At 70.3% G+C, this 15,816-nt stretch carries 14 protein-coding genes; 7 read left to right on the top strand and 7 right to left on the bottom strand.

Annotated features, from left to right (window positions below):
- Positions 1 to 190 precede the first annotated feature (190 nt).
- The 6 genes from Talka_RS08690 to Talka_RS08665 form a co-directional block, all read right to left on the bottom strand.
- Positions 191 to 523: a c-type cytochrome gene (locus tag Talka_RS08690; protein WP_143890718.1), complete on the bottom strand. Its 333-nt coding sequence runs from the start codon at positions 521 to 523 to the stop codon at positions 191 to 193.
- A gap of 118 nt (positions 524 to 641) precedes the next feature.
- On the bottom strand, positions 642 to 1,457 hold the full coding sequence (locus tag Talka_RS08685; protein ID WP_143890717.1) for a c-type cytochrome: 816 nt from the start codon (positions 1,455 to 1,457) through the stop codon (positions 642 to 644).
- A 2-nt stretch (positions 1,458 to 1,459) separates the two neighbouring features.
- Positions 1,460 to 2,812, bottom strand: coding sequence for a sulfite dehydrogenase (gene soxC / locus Talka_RS08680; protein WP_143890716.1), 1,353 nt, complete (start codon positions 2,810 to 2,812; stop codon positions 1,460 to 1,462).
- Entirely contained in the window at positions 2,805 to 3,197 is a 393-nt protein-coding gene (locus tag Talka_RS08675) for an ArsR/SmtB family transcription factor (protein ID WP_221933873.1), read from the bottom strand. Before Talka_RS08675 ends, soxC begins: the two co-directional genes overlap by 8 nt.
- 90 nt (positions 3,198 to 3,287) lie before the next feature.
- Entirely contained in the window at positions 3,288 to 3,971 is a 684-nt protein-coding gene (locus tag Talka_RS08670; RefSeq protein WP_143890715.1) for an ABC transporter ATP-binding protein, read from the bottom strand.
- The gene (locus Talka_RS08665; RefSeq protein WP_143890714.1) at positions 3,964 to 5,232 is read right to left on the bottom strand and encodes a lipoprotein-releasing ABC transporter permease subunit; all 1,269 of its coding nucleotides are present in this window, start codon (positions 5,230 to 5,232) and stop codon (positions 3,964 to 3,966) included. Before Talka_RS08665 ends, Talka_RS08670 begins: the two co-directional genes overlap by 8 nt.
- A 112-nt stretch (positions 5,233 to 5,344) precedes the next feature.
- Between Talka_RS08665 and Talka_RS08660 the strand changes: the two genes are divergently transcribed.
- The 7 genes from Talka_RS08660 (at position 5,345) to Talka_RS08630 (ending at position 14,813) form a co-directional block, all read left to right on the top strand.
- On the top strand, positions 5,345 to 6,310 hold the full coding sequence (locus Talka_RS08660) for a phosphoglycerate mutase (protein ID WP_143890713.1): 966 nt from the start codon (positions 5,345 to 5,347) through the stop codon (positions 6,308 to 6,310).
- 2 nt (positions 6,311 to 6,312) lie between these two features.
- On the top strand, positions 6,313 to 8,052 hold the full coding sequence (recJ, locus tag Talka_RS08655) for a single-stranded-DNA-specific exonuclease RecJ (RefSeq protein ID WP_143890733.1): 1,740 nt from the start codon (positions 6,313 to 6,315) through the stop codon (positions 8,050 to 8,052).
- Positions 8,049 to 8,792, top strand: a complete 744-nt coding sequence (locus Talka_RS08650; protein ID WP_246100633.1) for an RluA family pseudouridine synthase — start codon at positions 8,049 to 8,051, stop codon at positions 8,790 to 8,792. The genes recJ and Talka_RS08650 overlap by 4 nt, the downstream gene beginning before the upstream one ends.
- A 63-nt stretch (positions 8,793 to 8,855) precedes the next feature.
- Entirely contained in the window at positions 8,856 to 10,559 is a 1,704-nt protein-coding gene (locus Talka_RS08645; RefSeq protein ID WP_143890712.1) for an alkaline phosphatase D family protein, read from the top strand.
- A gap of 203 nt (positions 10,560 to 10,762) precedes the next feature.
- On the top strand, positions 10,763 to 12,562 hold the full coding sequence (locus tag Talka_RS08640; RefSeq protein ID WP_246100632.1) for a bifunctional metallophosphatase/5'-nucleotidase: 1,800 nt from the start codon (positions 10,763 to 10,765) through the stop codon (positions 12,560 to 12,562).
- A gap of 98 nt (positions 12,563 to 12,660) precedes the next feature.
- A complete protein-coding gene (locus Talka_RS08635) occupies positions 12,661 to 14,124 on the top strand; it encodes an ArnT family glycosyltransferase (RefSeq protein WP_246100637.1) in 1,464 nt (487 codons plus the stop codon).
- Entirely contained in the window at positions 14,121 to 14,813 is a 693-nt protein-coding gene (locus Talka_RS08630; protein ID WP_185970113.1) for a phosphatase PAP2 family protein, read from the top strand. The genes Talka_RS08635 and Talka_RS08630 overlap by 4 nt, the downstream gene beginning before the upstream one ends.
- On the opposite strand, the gene rssA is transcribed toward Talka_RS08630, so the two are convergent.
- On the bottom strand, positions 14,801 to 15,784 hold the full coding sequence (rssA, locus tag Talka_RS08625) for a patatin-like phospholipase RssA (RefSeq protein ID WP_143890708.1): 984 nt from the start codon (positions 15,782 to 15,784) through the stop codon (positions 14,801 to 14,803). The genes Talka_RS08630 and rssA overlap by 13 nt on opposite strands.
- Between the last annotated feature and the right edge of the window lie 32 nt (positions 15,785 to 15,816).

Genomic DNA, 15,816 nt, shown 5'->3' with positions numbered 1-15,816 from the left:
TGAGCGCATCGGCCAGGCTCTTGGCCTCAAACGCCGCACGCGGCGAGGCCAGCGCCTGCTCGGCCGTGATCACCCCCAGCGACACCAGCGTCGCCAGCGCGCTGCCAGCTTTGAGCACGGCGCGTCGATTGTGTTTCATCGCTACACTCCTTTGCTGAACACGGTTCGCCTATGTTACGAACCTGGTATCTTACTTGTCGGGCGCGCCCGCCAAAATCCACTCCGCCAACGTCTTGGCGTCAGCGTCGCTCAGCGCCGTCTGCGCCGGCATCGGCACCGGGCCCCACTTGCCAGAGCCACCCTTCTTGATGGAGGCAGCCAGCTCCTCCGGCTTCATCCCTTTGTATTTTTCTGCGATGGCTTTGTAAGCCGGGCCAACCATTTTCTTGTCCACGGCATGGCAGCTCATGCACGCGCTTTTTTGCGCCAGCGCTTTGGCCGCAGCCGCATCCATCGCGTGGGCCGGAACGGTCAAGGCAGCCAAACCCGCCACCGCGGCCAACGTCGTCACCAGTTGCTTCATCGTCATCTCCTGTCGTTGTGGATCAAGCGCCCGCCGCGGGGCGGGCAGTGGTTAGAGTCTTGCTCGACTGCGTCGGTTCGTCTGGATTGCCTACCCCATCGGGGCCGGCTTTGTGCGATCAGCTTTTGGGCGCCAGAGGCTCCTTGCGCGGCGGCTTGGTGGTGTCCACCCCGCGCATTGGACCGATCAGACGCTGTTGCTCAAACAGGTTGCCGTGCGCGTCGCGCATGTTTTCAGGCAGCATCGATTTGATGTCGCCTTCCACCGGGCAGTTGTTCATGCAGCGCGTGTTTTTCACATCCGGCTTGCCGCTGAACTTGTAGTTCGGCAGCCAGAGCCCATGGTCCAACGTCATGCCGTTGCGGTTGGGCATGAGCTTTTGCACTTCGGCGATGTTTTGATCGCTCAGCACGAAGTCCGCCGGCAGGATATCGCCCAAGTGCAGGATGTAGGCCACCACGCCGTACACGTCTTCCACCGACAGCGACTTCGGCGCGTTCCACGGCATCGCGCGGTTGATGTAGTCCCACAGCGTCGAGATGGTGGGCACTTTCATCAGCGTGGTGCGCTGCGGGTAGTGCTTGTCAACGTGCAGGTTGGCTACACGACCGGTTTCGATGTCCTTCTTGGTGGTGCCGCCCACGATCGGCGTGAACACCTCGTTGGACTCGCCAAACTCGCCGTGGCACGAGGCGCACTTTTCGTCCCAAACTTTTTGGCCATGCGCCACCGAGCCGGAGCCTTTGGGCAGTCCTTTGAAGTCGGGACGCACATCGATGTCCCACGCTTTGATTTCCGCCGGCGTGGGCGGCCGGCCCAGATCCGCCCAAGGCTTGGCGCTTTGCGCCTTGTTGGCGTGCGCGGCCCCGGCCAGGCCGGCGGTCAGAACGGCGGCAACCGCGGCCGCGCGAACGGTTTGTTGGAAGCGCTTCATGTTCAGTACACCTGCACGTTGGAGACTTCGCCGTTTTCCGACACCAGCCAGCTCTGGATGGCGTTGTTGTGGTAGATCGAGCGCGTGCCGCGCACCGCGCGCAATTGGTTGATCTTGGGCTGCACGTAGCCGGTGGAGTCGATCGCGCGGCTCTGCAGGATGGCGGGCTTGCCGTCCCAGACCCAGTCGAAGTTGAAGCGGGTCAGCGCCTTGGGCAGGATCGGCTTTTCCAGCCGCGCCGGACGCCACGTGCGGCCGCCATCGACCGAAACGTCCACCGCCTTGATCGTGCCGCGACCGGACCACGCCAAGCCCGAGATGTTGTAGTAGCCCTTGTCCAACAGCATCTGGCCGCCCGATGGCGTGGTGATGACGCTCTTGCACTCCTGAATGCCGCTGTATTGCCGGTGCAGACCGTTGGGCAGCAGGTCGATGTAGTGAATGGACTCGTCCTTGGTATTCCAGGGCTTGTCACCGACTTCGATGCGGCGCAAATACTTCACCGAGCTGACCGCCTGCACGCCCGGCACCACCAAGCGCAGCGGGTAGCCGTTTTCGGGGCGCAACATTTCGCCGTTTTGCCCCCACGCGACGATGACGTCGTCCATCGCCAGCTCGATCGGGATGGTGCGCGTCATCGACGAGCCGTCGGCGCCTTCGGCCAGCACGTATTTGGCCCGCTTCAGGTCGATGCCGCACATCTCCAGCAACGTGGACAGCAGCACGCCGGTGAACTCCGAGCAGCTCAGCATGCCGTGCGTGTACTGCACGGTCGGCACCGCCACATTGGCCCACTCCATCGCGGTGTTGGCGCCGCACTCCAGGAAGTGGATGCGCGAGACGCTGGGCAAGCGCATCAGCTCGTCCATCGTGAAGACGCGCGGACGCTTGATCAGCCCATCGTCGCCGTGCACCATCAGGCGGTGCTTGGACGGATCGATGTCCCACCAGCCCTGGTGGTGCCGCTCAAAATGCAAGCCGCTGGGCGTGATGATGCCGAACAGGCCCTGCAACGGCGTGAAGCTGACCGACGCCTGCGACACGCGCGTCAAGCCAGGGCTTTCGCGGCGCTGCAGGTTCTTCTCCCACTGACTGGGCATGCCGTAGCCGCGCGCGGCCACCGGCTGCCCCAGACCCGTGGTGTGCTCGGGCAGCTTGAGAATGGCGTCGTCGCCTTCCGGCGATGCCATGGCCTTGCCGGCGATCGCCGTGGAGGCCGCGCCGGCGCCCATGGCCAAGGCCTTGGCCATGAAGCTGCGGCGCGCCTTGCGCGCTTTTTCCAACAGCTCGGGGCTGAGGTGGTTCTCCGGGGCTGGCACCACCCGGCCGATCACATCGCGGAGATTGTCAGACACTGGCTTGTTCCTTTGTATCGAGAGGAAAGACCGAAGCAAACCGATCGCCGTCACGCTGCGCCCCGGCCTGGCGCGCCTGCACCTGCTCGGCGATGACGCGGCACAAATCCAGCGGCGCGGAGTCCGCCACCCGGTAGAACACTTGCGACCCTTCGCGCCGCCGCACCAGCAGGCCTGCTTGATACAGCCGCCCCAAGTGACGCGACACATTGGCCTGCGTCAGCCCGGTGGCCTGCATGATGTCGTTGACGCAGCGCTCCTGCTGGCATAACGCGTGCAAGATGCGCAGCCGCGCCGGCTCTCCCAGCACGCTGAAGACACGCCCCACCGACTCAAAAACCGGCTGCAGGTCGTGCGATGGCGCGCTGGCGGACAACGAACTCACGACCCGAACTATATGAGCATTTGCGAATATATTGATCAGTGTAAACCCTGATCAGGATCAAAACCCCACGATCGACGCCATTGACAAAATTCATCGCGCCGGCTGCAGCACGCCGTTTGCCAACCGCAAACAGCGGTCGCAGCGCGCCGCCAGCAGCTCGTCATGCGTGACAACGACAAACGCCGTTGCGTGCGCGCGCGCCAGCTGCAGCATCAGGTCGAACACCGCGGCGGCGGTGTCGCGGTCGAGGTTGCCGGTGGGCTCGTCGGCCAGCACGCAGGCGGGCGCGCCGGCCAGCGCCCTTGCCAGTGCGACGCGCTGGCGCTCGCCGCCCGAGAGCTCCGCCGGCCGGTGTGCCAGCCGCTGGCCCAGGCCGACGCGCTCGAGCCACTGCGCCGCCACGCGCGCCGCCGCGGCGTACGGCTCGCGGCGGATCCACAGCGGCATCGCCACGTTGTCCAGCGCCGAAAACTCCGGCAACAGGTGATGGAATTGATAGACGAAGCCCAGCGCCCGGTTGCGCAGCCGCCCCTGCTCGCGCACCGACAAGCGCTGCCAGTCCTGCCCGAGCAGGCGCACCTGACCGGCGCTGGGCGCGTCCAGCCCGCCCAGCAGGTGCAGCAGCGTGCTCTTGCCGGAGCCCGAGGCGCCGACGATGGCCACCGTCTCGCCAGCGCGCACCGCCAGCTCCACCCCGCGCAGCACAGTCACGTCCAGCCCGCCTTCGCGGTAGCGCTTGACCAGCCCATGCGCCTGCAGCACCGGCTCACTCATGGCGCAATGCCTCCGCCGGACGCACGCGGCTGGCGCGCCAACTCGGGTAGAGGGTGGCCGCCAACGCGAGCAGCAGCGCGATCAGCGTGATCGGCACGATGTCGCCGGCCTGCGGGTCGCTGGGCATGCGGCTGATCAGGTAGATGTCCTGCGGCAGGAACGCCACACCGAGCAGCCGCTCCAGCGCCGGCACCAGTGTGTCGATGTGCAGCGCCACCGCCAGCCCCAGCGCCAGCCCGGCCAGCGTGCCGACGACGCCGACCACCGCTCCCTGCACGACGAAGATCGCCATCACGCTGCCGGGGCTGGCCCCCAGCGTGCGCAGGATGGCGATGTCGGCGCGCTTGTCGGTGACGGTCATCACCAGCGTCGAGACGAGGTTGAACGCCGCCACCGCCACGATCAGCGTCAGGATGATGAACATCATGCGCTTTTCCAGCTGCACGGCGGCGAACCACGTGCGGTTGGCGCGCGTCCAGTCGCGCACCACCACGCCGCCCTGCCCCGCGGCGGCCAGCGCCGCCTCCAGCTCCACCGCCGCCGCGCGCGCAGCATGCAGGTCGTCCAGCCGCACGCGCAGCCCTGTAGGCCCCTCAACGCGAAACAGCCGCTCGGCGTCCTGCAGATGCACCAGCGCCAGCGTGGCGTCGTATTCATAATGGCCGGAGTCGAACAGCCCGACGACGGTCAGCTGGCGCAAGCGCGGCGCAACGCCGGCCGGCGTGACTTGCCCGCCCGGCACGATCAGCGTCACCGCGTCGCCCGCCACGACGCCGAGCTGGCGGGCCAACGCCGCGCCCAGCACCACGCCGAAGGCGCCGGGCTGCAGTCGCGCCAGCGCGTCGCCGGCCAGGTCGGCCCCCAGCGCCGTCACGCCCTGCTCCAGCGCCGGGTCGATGCCGCGCACCAGCACGCCTTTCATGTCCTGCCCGCGCGCCAGCAGACCCTGCTCGGCGATGAACGGCGCCACCGCCCGCACGCGAGGGTGGCGCTGCACCGCGGCAGCCGCCGCGGCCCAGTCCGGCAGCGCGGCGCCGTCGGCCGACAGCACCTCCACGTGCGACAGCACCCCCAGCATGCGGTCGCGCACCTCTTTCTGAAAGCCATTCATCACCGACAGCACGATGATCAGCGCCGCCACCCCCAGCGCGATGCCCAGCATCGACACCGCGCTGATGAACGAGATAAAACCATTGCGGCGCGCGGCGCGCCCGGCGCGCGTGTAGCGCCAGCCGATCACAAGTTCATACGGTAGCGGCATCGGCCATTGAGGGTCATCAACCAACAAGAACGCGATCGTAACCGCTTGGCCGTTACAGCCCGGCGGTCGGCACGGTCATCGCGCGTGGATCAAGGACAATCGAGGTATGCCCATGGTTCGCCATTGGATCGTCGCCTGGGCCAGCGTCGATGACCTGGCGTTTCAGGCCGAACTCCCCAAGCTGTCGCTGCCAGCCCTGCAACGTTGGCTGGCCCAGGGCCGCTGCACGGCGCAGGTCAACGACGGCCCCGAGACACTGTCGTTGCCGCATGAGCGGGCGCTGGCCCGGCAACTCGGCTGGCCTGACGAGGACGGGGCGCTGCCCTGGGCAAGCTGGCAGCACGGGCAGCCCCAACCCTGCGCTTGGCTGCTGCCGTGCCATTGGGAGATTAGCCTTGACCACATGGTTTTGCGCCCGCCGGAGATGCTGGGGCTGACCTGGGAGGAGAGCCGTGCGCTGCGCGCGGCGTGGACGCCTTGGGCCGCTGAGGACGGCCTGACGCTGACCGAAACCGACCGCCCGGACCGTTGGCTGGCGTGCAGCCCGCTGCTGCAGGGCTGGCGCGGCCCCAGCCTGCACCGCGTGGCGCATCGGCGGCTGGATCCCGCCTGGCTGGGCGGAGGCGCCTCGCCCCAAGCTCCTGCGCTGCGTCGATGGCTGGAAGAGGCCATCATGCTGTGGCGCGACCATCCGGTCAACCGAGCGCGCGCCGAGCATGGCCAACCGGTGGTCAACGGTCTGTGGATCGACGGCGCGGGCTGTTGCACCGCCGGGCCGGCCTACGGCGAGGCGACGGTGGCGCTGCGCGATGACCTTACTGCCAGCGCCATGCGCCGCGATGTTGACGCCTGGCGGCGGACCTGGCAGCGGCTGGACGCCGACCTGCTGGCCCCGGCGCTGCAGGCCGCGCAGCAGGACGGCCAGCCGCGCTGGCTGACGCTGTGCGGCGAGCGCGGCTGGCGCACCTGGTGCGTGGATCCCTCTACGCCGCCCGCCCCGCCGCGGCGCAGGTGGTGGCCGTGGCAGCGTCGCGCGGCGGCAGTCCCGGTCGTCGAGCCGTGGTGGATTGGCCTATGACGCTGACGCTGCAACCTCGTCCGGTGCCGCCGCGCACCGCCTGGGCGTTGCAGCAGGCCGGCTGCGACGCGCTGCTGGCGCGGCTGTTCGCCGCGCGCGGCGTGGCGGACCCGCAGGAGCTGGACGACGCGCTGGCGAACCTGCCGCCGCCCGATCAAATGCTCGGCGCGCGCGAGGCAGCGCAGCTGCTGGCCGACGCGCTGCAGCAGGGGTTGACGGTGGGCATCGTCGCCGACTACGACTGCGACGGCGCCACTGCCTGCGCGGTGGCGGTACGGGGGCTGCGCCTGCTGGGCGCGGCGCTCGGCTGGGACCGGGTGCGCCACCTGGTGCCGGACCGCGTGCGCGACGGCTACGGCCTGACGCCCGCGCTGGCCGAGCGCGTGCGCGCGCTTGGCGCCAACATACTTGTGACGGTGGACAACGGCATCGCCAGCCTCGACGGCGTGGCGCACGCGCGGGCGCTGGGGCTGCAGGTGCTGGTCACCGACCACCACCTACCGCTGGTGCAAGACGGCCAGCCGCGCCTGCCCGCCGACTGCGTGATCGTCAACCCCAATCAGCCAGGCTGTCCGTTTCCGTCCAAGGCCCTGGCCGGCGTCGGCGTGATGTTCTACGTGCTGCTGGCGCTGCGCGCCGAGCTGCGCCGCCGCGGGGTCTTTGGCCCGCACGACCAGCCGCGGCTGGACGGGCTGCTGCCGCTGGTGGCGCTGGGCACCGTGGCCGACGTGGTGCGGCTGGACGCGCACAACCGCCGCCTGGTGGCGCAGGGTCTCAAGCGCATCCGCGCCGGCGCGATGCCGCCGGGCCTGGCGGCGCTGCTGGCCGCAAGCGGCCGCCGCGCCGCGCGCGCCAGCACCTTCGACCTCGGCTTTGCGGTGGCGCCACGGCTCAACGCCGCCGGTCGGCTGCACAACATGGCGCTGGGCATTGAATGCCTGATCACCGACGACGCCGCGCAGGCCGAGGCGCTGGCGCGCCAGCTCGACGCCCTCAACCGCGAGCGCCGCAGCGTCGAGGCGGCGATGCGCGAGCAGGCGCTGGCGCAACTGGCCGAGCGGGCGCTGGCGGACGCCGCAGCGGGCGCGCCGGCGGTCACGCTGTTCGACCCCTCGTTCCACGAAGGGGTGGTCGGCATCGTGGCGGCCCGGCTGAAGGACCGGCTGCACCGCCCGGTGTTCGTGTTCGCCCCGGCGCGGCTGGACGATGGCACACCGTGCCTGAAAGGCTCTGGGCGCTCGATCGCCGGCTTTCACCTGCGGGATGCGCTGGATGCCATCGCCAAGCGCCACCCCGGGCTGCTGCTGCGCTTCGGCGGGCATGCGATGGCCGCCGGCTGCACCGTCGGCCCCGACGCCTGGCCGGCGTTCGACGCCGCGCTGCAGGCGGTGGCCGCGGAGTGGCTCGACGAGGCGACGCTGCAGCGGCGGCTGCCGACCGACGGCGCGCTGGAGCCCGAGCGCTTGCACCCCGACACCGCCGAGCTGCTCGACGCCCAGGTCTGGGGCCAGGGTTTTGCCGCGCCGGTGTTCAGCGACGAAGTGGAAGTGCTGGGCCAGCGTCTGGTCGGCGAGCGGCACCTGGCGCTGCGCCTGCGCGTGCAGGGCCAGCCACTGGAGGGCATCTGGTTTGGCCACACCGAGGCGCTGCCGGCGCGGGTACAGCTCGCGTACCGGCTGGAGGCCGACGACTGGCAGGGCCAGCGGCGCCTGCGCCTGATCGTCGAGGGCGCGCAGACGTGACGCCGCCGCTGGGGGTGTGGGACGGCATCCCCGTCCTGCACCTGGACGATGCGCTGATCGTGGTGGACAAGCCCGCCGGCCTGCTGGCCGTGCCGGGCCGCGGCGCCGACAAGGCCGACTGCGTCGCCGCGCGCGTGCGGCGCCACGCGCCGGACGCCATGATCGTGCACCGGCTGGACATGGACACCTCCGGCCTGATGGTGCTGGCGCGCGGCGCGGCGGCGCAGCGCGCGCTGTCGCTGGCGTTCGCCGAGCGCCGCGTGCACAAAACCTACGTGGCGGTGGTGGCCGGCGTGCCGCTGGCACCCGAGGCGCCCGACGGCTGGGGCGACGTGCGCCTGCCGCTCATCGTCGATTGGCCGCGCCGTCCGCGCAGCAAGGTCGATTTCCGCCACGGCAAGCCGAGCCACACGCGCTGGCGCATCCTGAGCCTCGAGCGCTGGGGCGGGCTCTGGGCCACGCGGCTCGAGCTGCGCCCGCTCACCGGTCGCTCGCACCAGCTGCGCGTGCACCTGGCGGCGCTGGGTCACCCGATCCTCGGCGACCCGCTCTACGCCGACGGCCCCGCCCGCCGCGCCGCCCCGCGCCTGCTGCTGCACGCGGCGGAGCTGGCGCTGACGCACCCGGCAAGCGGTCAGCCCTGCCGCTGGGCAAGCCTGCCTGCGCTGTCGCCTATTGGACAGCAGCCCCGCGCCTTGTTTCAACCCGATTCACCGGACTGTCACGCAGGGGCGCGATAACCCCCCGCACGCTGCAGCGCATTCGCTTGCAGCGCCATTTTGGATGCGGAGGGATGTTCAACGATGACGAGCCCAACCACGATGCGCCGCCGCGAAGTGATCGTCGGTCTGGCCGCCCTGCCAGCGGCGCTGAGCGGAACCACCTTGCTGAGCGGCTGCGGCGGCGGCGACGAGCCGGCGCCGTTGTTTGATTACGGCGTGGCCAGCGGCGACCCGCTGGCTGACCGGGTGATTTTGTGGACGCACGCGCGCTACCCCGGCAGCGACGCGCCGGTGCCGCTGACCTGGGAGGTGGCCACCGACGCCACCTTTGCGCAGATCGTGGCCAGCGGCAGCGCCGAGGCCACCGCCGCGCGCGGCCACACGGTCAAGGTCGATGCCACCGGGCTGCGTCCGGGGCAGAGCTACCACTTCCGCTTCCGCCACGGGGCCACCGTCTCGCCGGTCGGACGCACGCGCACGCTGCCGGCGGCCGGGGCGCAGCAGGTGCGGCTGGCGGTGTTCAGTTGCTCCAACTATCCGGCTGGCTACTTCCACGCCTACGCCGAGGCGGTGCGCGCCGGCGCCGAGTATGCCGTGCACCTGGGCGACTACATCTACGAATACGGCGCCGACGGCTACGCCAGCGCCGACGCGCAGGCGCTGGGCCGCGTCTCGCGCCCGGCGCACGAGTGCCTCACGCTAGACGACTACCGCCAGCGCTACGCCCAATACCGCAGCGACCCCGACAGCAAGGCGCTGCACGCCGCCATGCCGCTGATCGCGGTGTGGGACGACCACGAGCTGGCCAACGACAGCTACCGCGACGGCGCGGAAAACCATACCGAGGGGCGCGAAGGCCGCTTCGCCGACCGCCGCGCCGCGGCGCTGCAGGCGTGGCACGAATGGATGCCGGTGCGCACGCCCAACCCCGCTGAGCTGCGCCAGATCTACCGCAGCTTCGACTTCGGCGGGCTGCTGGCGCTGCACATGCTAGAAACTCGTCTGCTGGCGCGCGACAAGCCGATCGAGTTCGCCGACCTGCTCAACCCGGCCACGGCGGCACAGGCCCAGGCGGCGCTGGTGTCGCCGCAGCGCACCCTGCTGGGCGCGGAGCAGCTGCAGTGGCTGCAGCGCCAGATGAGCGCGTCCAACGCCACCTGGCAGGTGCTGGGCCAGCAGGTGCTGATGGCGCGCATGACGTTTCCGGTCAGCGTGCTGCGCCACCTGAACCCGGAGAACATGACGGCCGAGGGCCTCGCGCGGGCGCAGCTGGCGATCCAGGAGTACCTGACCGCCAAGGCGGTGGCGGCCCAGAACCCCGCCGCGCTGACCGACGCCCAGCGCGCGCTGCTCGACCCGGCGCGCAACCCGCGCCTCGGCTACAACCTGGACGCCTGGGACGGCTACCCCGCCGAGCGCGAGCGCGTGCTGGCCACCGCCGCGCAGCTGCGCAAGCGCCTGGTGGTGCTGGCCGGCGACACCCACAACGCCTGGGCCAGCCGCCTAACGCTGCTGGACGGCACGGTGGTCGGCCATGAGTTGGCCACGCCCGCCGTCAGCTCGCCGGGTCTGGAGGAGTATCTGAAAGCCCTGCCGCCCGAGCAAACGCGTCAGATCTTCCTCAGCGTGGTGGATGACTTGCGCTACGCCGACACCGCCCGCCGCGGTTTGCTGCTGCTGACCTTCACGCCGCAGCAGGTGCAAGCCAACTGGGTGTTTGTCAGCACGGTCAAGTCGCGCAACTACTCGGTGGACGCCACGGCAACCTTGACCCTCCCTGCCTGAGGGGGCCCAGCCGAAAGCGGTCGCCGCGGCCGCCCGGAAACCGCGGTCACGGAACCGTCAAGGGCGTGCGGCAACATCTTGGTCGAGATTGTTGCTCAACCATGACCCGGGCCGGGCGCGCGCCCGGCTCACGCCGGATATCGCAAAGGAGCATGCCCGTGTTGCGTCAGCCGTTGGTTTGCCGCCCCTTGCTGCGCGGGGCGATGGCCGTTGCCTTCAGCGCCGCCCTGGCGGGTTGTCTGGGCTCTTCGGATGGAGATCCGCTGGATCTGACCATCTTGCACCTCAACGATCACCACTCGCGGCTGGACGCTGAGACCACCACGCTGCGGCTCAAAAACGCCGCCGGCGCGCGCGAGGCCGTCACGGTTGATCTGGGCGGCTTTGCGCGCGTGGCCGGCGCGATTGAAGCGCTGCGCAGCGGCCAGCCCAACGTGTTGACGCTGCACGCGGGGGATGCCATCACCGGCGACCTTTACTACACGCTGACCGAAGGCCGCGCCGACGCCACGCTGATGAACACGGTTTGCTTCGACGCGCTGACGCTGGGCAACCACGAGTTCGACAACGGTGATGCCGGCGCAGCCAAGTTCATCGACGAGCTGGCCAAGGGCAGCTGCCGCACCGCGGTGCTGTCGGCCAACCTCAAGCCGCGCAGCGGCAGCCCGCTGGCCGGCAAAGTGCGCGCCAGCACCGTGGTGCAGCGCGGCGGTCAGCCCATCGGCATCGTCGGCCTGACGGTGGCAGCCAAGACGCTTCAAAGCTCGCGTCCCGACGCCGGCACCACCTTTGAAGACGAGGCCACCGCCGCGCAGCGCGAGATCGACGCGCTGCGCGCGCAAGGCGTCAACAAGATCGTGTTGCTGACCCACCTCGGCTATCAGGCCGATCAACAGTTGGCGGCGCGCTTAAGCGGCGTGGATGTCATCGTTGGCGGCGACTCGCACACCCTGCTGGGCCCCAGCAGCTTTGCCGACGTCGGTCTGACCCCCAGCGGCCCCTACCCCACCCAAGCTCGCAACAAGGATGGCGAGCCGGTCTGCATCGTGCAGGCGTGGCAATACGCCTACGCGGTCGGCGAGCTGCGCGTGCGCTTTGATGGCCGCGGCGTGGTGACCGAATGCGCCGGCCAGCCGCATGTCCTCGTCAGCGACAACGTGCGCCGCTCCAGCGGCGCGCTCAGCGACGCCGACCGCGCAGCGATGGTGGCCGACCTGCGCGCGCAGCCAGGTCTGCGCGTGCAGGCGCCGTCGCCGAAGGCTGAGCAGGCGCTGGCGCCGCTGGCCGCCGAAAAAGCGGCTTTTGGCCAGACCAAGGTCGGCGCCGCCACCGAGGAACTGTGCCTGCGCCGCGTGCCCGGCACCAAGCGCGACGTGACGCGCTCGGCGCTGGGCGACGTCTGCAACAAGAGCGAGCGCGTCAACGCCCACGGCGGCGACATCCAGCAGCTGGTGGCGCAGGCGTTCCTGGAGCAGGGGCAGCGCTTCGGCGGGGCCGACATCGCACTGCAAAACGCCGGCGGCGTGCGCGTGGACATCGCCCCGGGCGACATCACGGTGGGGCGCGTTTACACGCTGCTGCCGTTCAAAAACACGCTGGTGCGCCTGCGCATGAGCGGCGCGCAGGTCAAGGCCGCGCTGGAGGATGGCCTGACGTCGGTGCTGGCGGGCAACACAGGGGCTTACCCCTACGCCGCCGGCCTGCGCTTTGAGGTCGATCTGAATCAACCCGCGGGTCAGCGCGTCAGCAACCTGCAGTGGCGCAATCCCTCCGGCAGTTGGGTGCCGCTGGATTCAAACGCCACTTACCGCGTTATCGCCAATGATTTCATGGCCGGCGGCGGCGACGGCTACGCCACCCTCAAAGCCATCGCCGGCGCCAACCGCGAGGACACCTTCCTCGATTACGCCGACGCGTTTCTGCAATACGTGAAGGGCCGTGGTAACGTTGCGCGCTTGCCGCTGGAGCTCTACAGCACGCAACGTTTTATCGATACGCCTTGAGTCCGGACACCATCCCTTCGCGCCGTTGGCGCACCGCCGCCCTCGTGGCGGCGCTTTTATCATGCGCAGCGCCCGCCGCTTTGTGGCCTTGGTTGGGCGTGGCCTTGCATGTCGATGAGGCGCAATATTGGGCCTGGTCGCAGGAGCTGGCGTGGGGCTACTACTCCAAGCCGCCGCTGATCGCGGCGCTGATGGCCGGCTCCACCGCCCTCTTCGGCCACGATGAGCTCGGCGTCAAAGCTTGGTCGTCCCTGCTGACCGCAGCGACCGCGCTGGTGCTGGGCGGCTGGGTTGCCGCCATGAGCGCCGACGCGCGCCGGGGCGCGCTGGCCGCGCTGCTGGCGTTGGCCTCGCCGCTGCTGTTGCTGCTGAGCTGGGCCGCCACCACCGACGTGCCGTTGCTGCTGATGTGGTCGCTGGCCGCCTGGGCGCTGTGGTCGGCGCTGCAACAGCCCACTTCGGCGATCCGCTGGGGTCTGCTGGGCGCTGCGGTGGGCGCGGGCGTGCTGTCGAAATACACCATGTTGGCCTTCATTCCCGGCGCGCTGCTGGCGGCGGTGGCGCTGCGCCCGGCTGCGATGCGCTGGCTGCCGATGCTGCGCGGCGGGTTGCTGGCCAGCGTGGTCGCTTGCGTGATCGTTGCGCCCCACCTCGCCTGGAACGCGCAAGCGGGTTGGCCCACGTGGCGCCACACCGCCGACATCACGCTGCAACGCAACGACGACGCCGCCGCGCGCGGCGCGCTGGCGTTTGCGCTCGGGCAGGCGGTGTTGCTGGGGCCGCTGGCGCTGGCGTGGTTGGCCTGGTCGCGCCGACAAGCCGACGGAGCTGGACAGGCGCACAATGCCACAGCCTCCCCTGCAACCGTGACCGCTGCGCAAGCGGATCGCCTGCAAGCCGCCCGCCGCTTTGCCGTGCTGCTGTCGGCGCCGCTGCTGCTGTTGGGCTTGGCGCAAGCCGCGCGCGGCGGGGCCAACATCAATTGGGCCGCGCCGGCCCTGTTGGGCGGGTGGGCGTGGCTGGCGCTGCGGCTGCCGTTGCAGCCGCGGCAGGCTGCCGCCTGGCTGGCGCCGCAAGCGCTGGCGGTGGTGGCGCTGCTGCTGGCGCCCGGCATTGCCAGCGCGCTGGGGCAGCCGTGGCCCCGCAGCTTGGATTTTTGGGCGCGCATGCGCGGCTGGGATGTGCTCTGGGCCGAGCTGGCCGCACCGCTGCCGAACACGCCCGCGCAGGTGGTTGGCGCCTCCCGCACGGTGCTGGCGCACGGACGCTACCACTGGCGCACTCGACCGGTGCAATGGTACGCCTGGGATCCCCAGCGCCAGGCCCGTTACCACGATGCGTGGCGCCACGGCCTGGACGTCGCCGGACTGCAAACGCTGCTGAGGCAAAACCAACCGGTCTGGCTGATCGCGGACGACCCCGTCGCCGGATCGCAGGTCGCCCGCCTTGCCGCTGTGCAAGCCGACCCGCTGGCCTCGGCGCACTGGACCGACCCGTTGTCAGGCCAAACGCGGGCGCTTTGGGCGTGGCAGCTGCACCCCCTGCCACCGAAGGCTCCATGAAGCGCCGACTCGACCCAGGCTGGTGGGCTGCCGGGGCGCTGTTGGCGGCGATGGTCGCAGTCCAGCTCAGCGGCGCCGACGTGGCGCTGACCCACTTGGCGTTCGACGCCCAGCGCGGCGTCTTCATCGGCACCGAGTGGGCTTGGGCCCAGGCGCTTTACCGCTGGGTGCCGCGCGCGGGCTGGCTCGTCTTGCTGGCGGCTGCCGTGATCCTGGTGTGGCCGCGCAGGCGCTGTCGGCCTGCCTGGCGCCGCGCGGCCTGGGCGCTGTGGCTGATGGCGCTCGTGGCCCACGGCTTGGTGATCGACCTGCTGCTGAAAGACCACTGGGGCCGGCCCCGCCCGCGTGCCGTGGAACACTGGGGCGGCTCGGCAGCGTATCAGCCGTTTTGGCAGCCGTCCTCAGCGTGCGAGCGCAATTGCAGCCTGCCCAGCGGCCACGCCGCGGCGGGCTTTACGGTGCTGGCTTGGGGGGCGCTGCGCGCCCGCCGCTCCTGGCTACGGGCGCTGGCCGCGGGTCTGGCGGCGGGACTGGCCGTCGGCGCGGTGCGCGTGCTGCAGGGAGCGCACTTTCCGACCGACATCTTGGCCGCGGGTCTGGTGGTGCTGGTCACTGGCGCGCTGCTGCGCTGCGGCTGGTTCAGATGGCGGCTACGTCAACGGCGACGGGCGGGCGCTCAGACTGGGTGATCCGCGGCTTGATCGTCCCCAGCCGGCAACGCAGCGCCGGGATCCAACAGCGCCAGCGCCTCGCGCACCGCCGCCAGCGACTGCTCCGCGGCGCGCCGACCGGCTGCGATGGCCGGGGCCGCACGGTGAAAATCCATGGCCGCTACGTCTGCCAGCGCCGGGCGAATGACGACGTCAGCCGGCTCGCCGGCCAGGCGGCTTTGCGTGATGCGCCACTGCACGATGGCCATGCTGGTGGTCAACACATCCAGCAACGAGGGCGAGACGGTCTCCTTCGAAGCTTCGGCGACCTGCGCAGCCCCAGAGGCGACCTCATCCGCGCCCCTGCCGCGCCAGCGCTGCAGCAATCCTTCCAGCAGCCCGCGCCGCGGCCCGCGCGCGCGGCTGGCCACGCGCTGACGCCGGCGCATCAGATCCCAGTTCAAATCGACGGCGATGACCACCTCCGCCCCCATCGCGCGCGCCAGCGACACCGGCACCGGGTTGACCAACCCGCCGTCCACCAGCAGCCGCCCATCCTGCCGCGCCGGGGTGAAAACGCCGGGGATGGCGATCGAAGCCCGCACCGCCTCGATCACCGGCCCCTGGCGCAGCCAGACTTCGCGCCCGGTGGCGAGATCCGTCGCCACGCAGCCAAAGGGCTTGGGCAACGCCTCAATGCCGCCATCGATAAAGCGGCTGCGAAACAACGCCTCCAACTTGTCGCCTTGGATGAGACCGCCGCCGAAGCGCAGGTCGATCAGCCCGACCACCTGCCGCCAGCCGAGCGAGCGCACCCACGCTTCCAACCGGTCGAGCTCGCCGGCTGAGTAGGCCGCCCCAACCAGCGCGCCGATCGAGGTTCCGCAAACGACGTCAGGCTCCAACCCGGCCTCTTGCAACACGCGCAGCACGCCAATGTGCGCCCAGCCACGCGCCGCGCCGCTGCCCAGCGCCAGGCCGATGCGGGGGCGACTTGGAGAGGTCGTCATTGAATCGTCATCCTCAGCGGCGCCAGCCCGCG

The organism is Tepidimonas alkaliphilus (assembly GCF_007556595.1).
GTDB classification, from domain to species: Bacteria; Pseudomonadota; Gammaproteobacteria; order Burkholderiales; family Burkholderiaceae_C; genus Tepidimonas; species Tepidimonas alkaliphila.
This window is presented reverse-complemented; position numbering and strand designations above follow the sequence as displayed.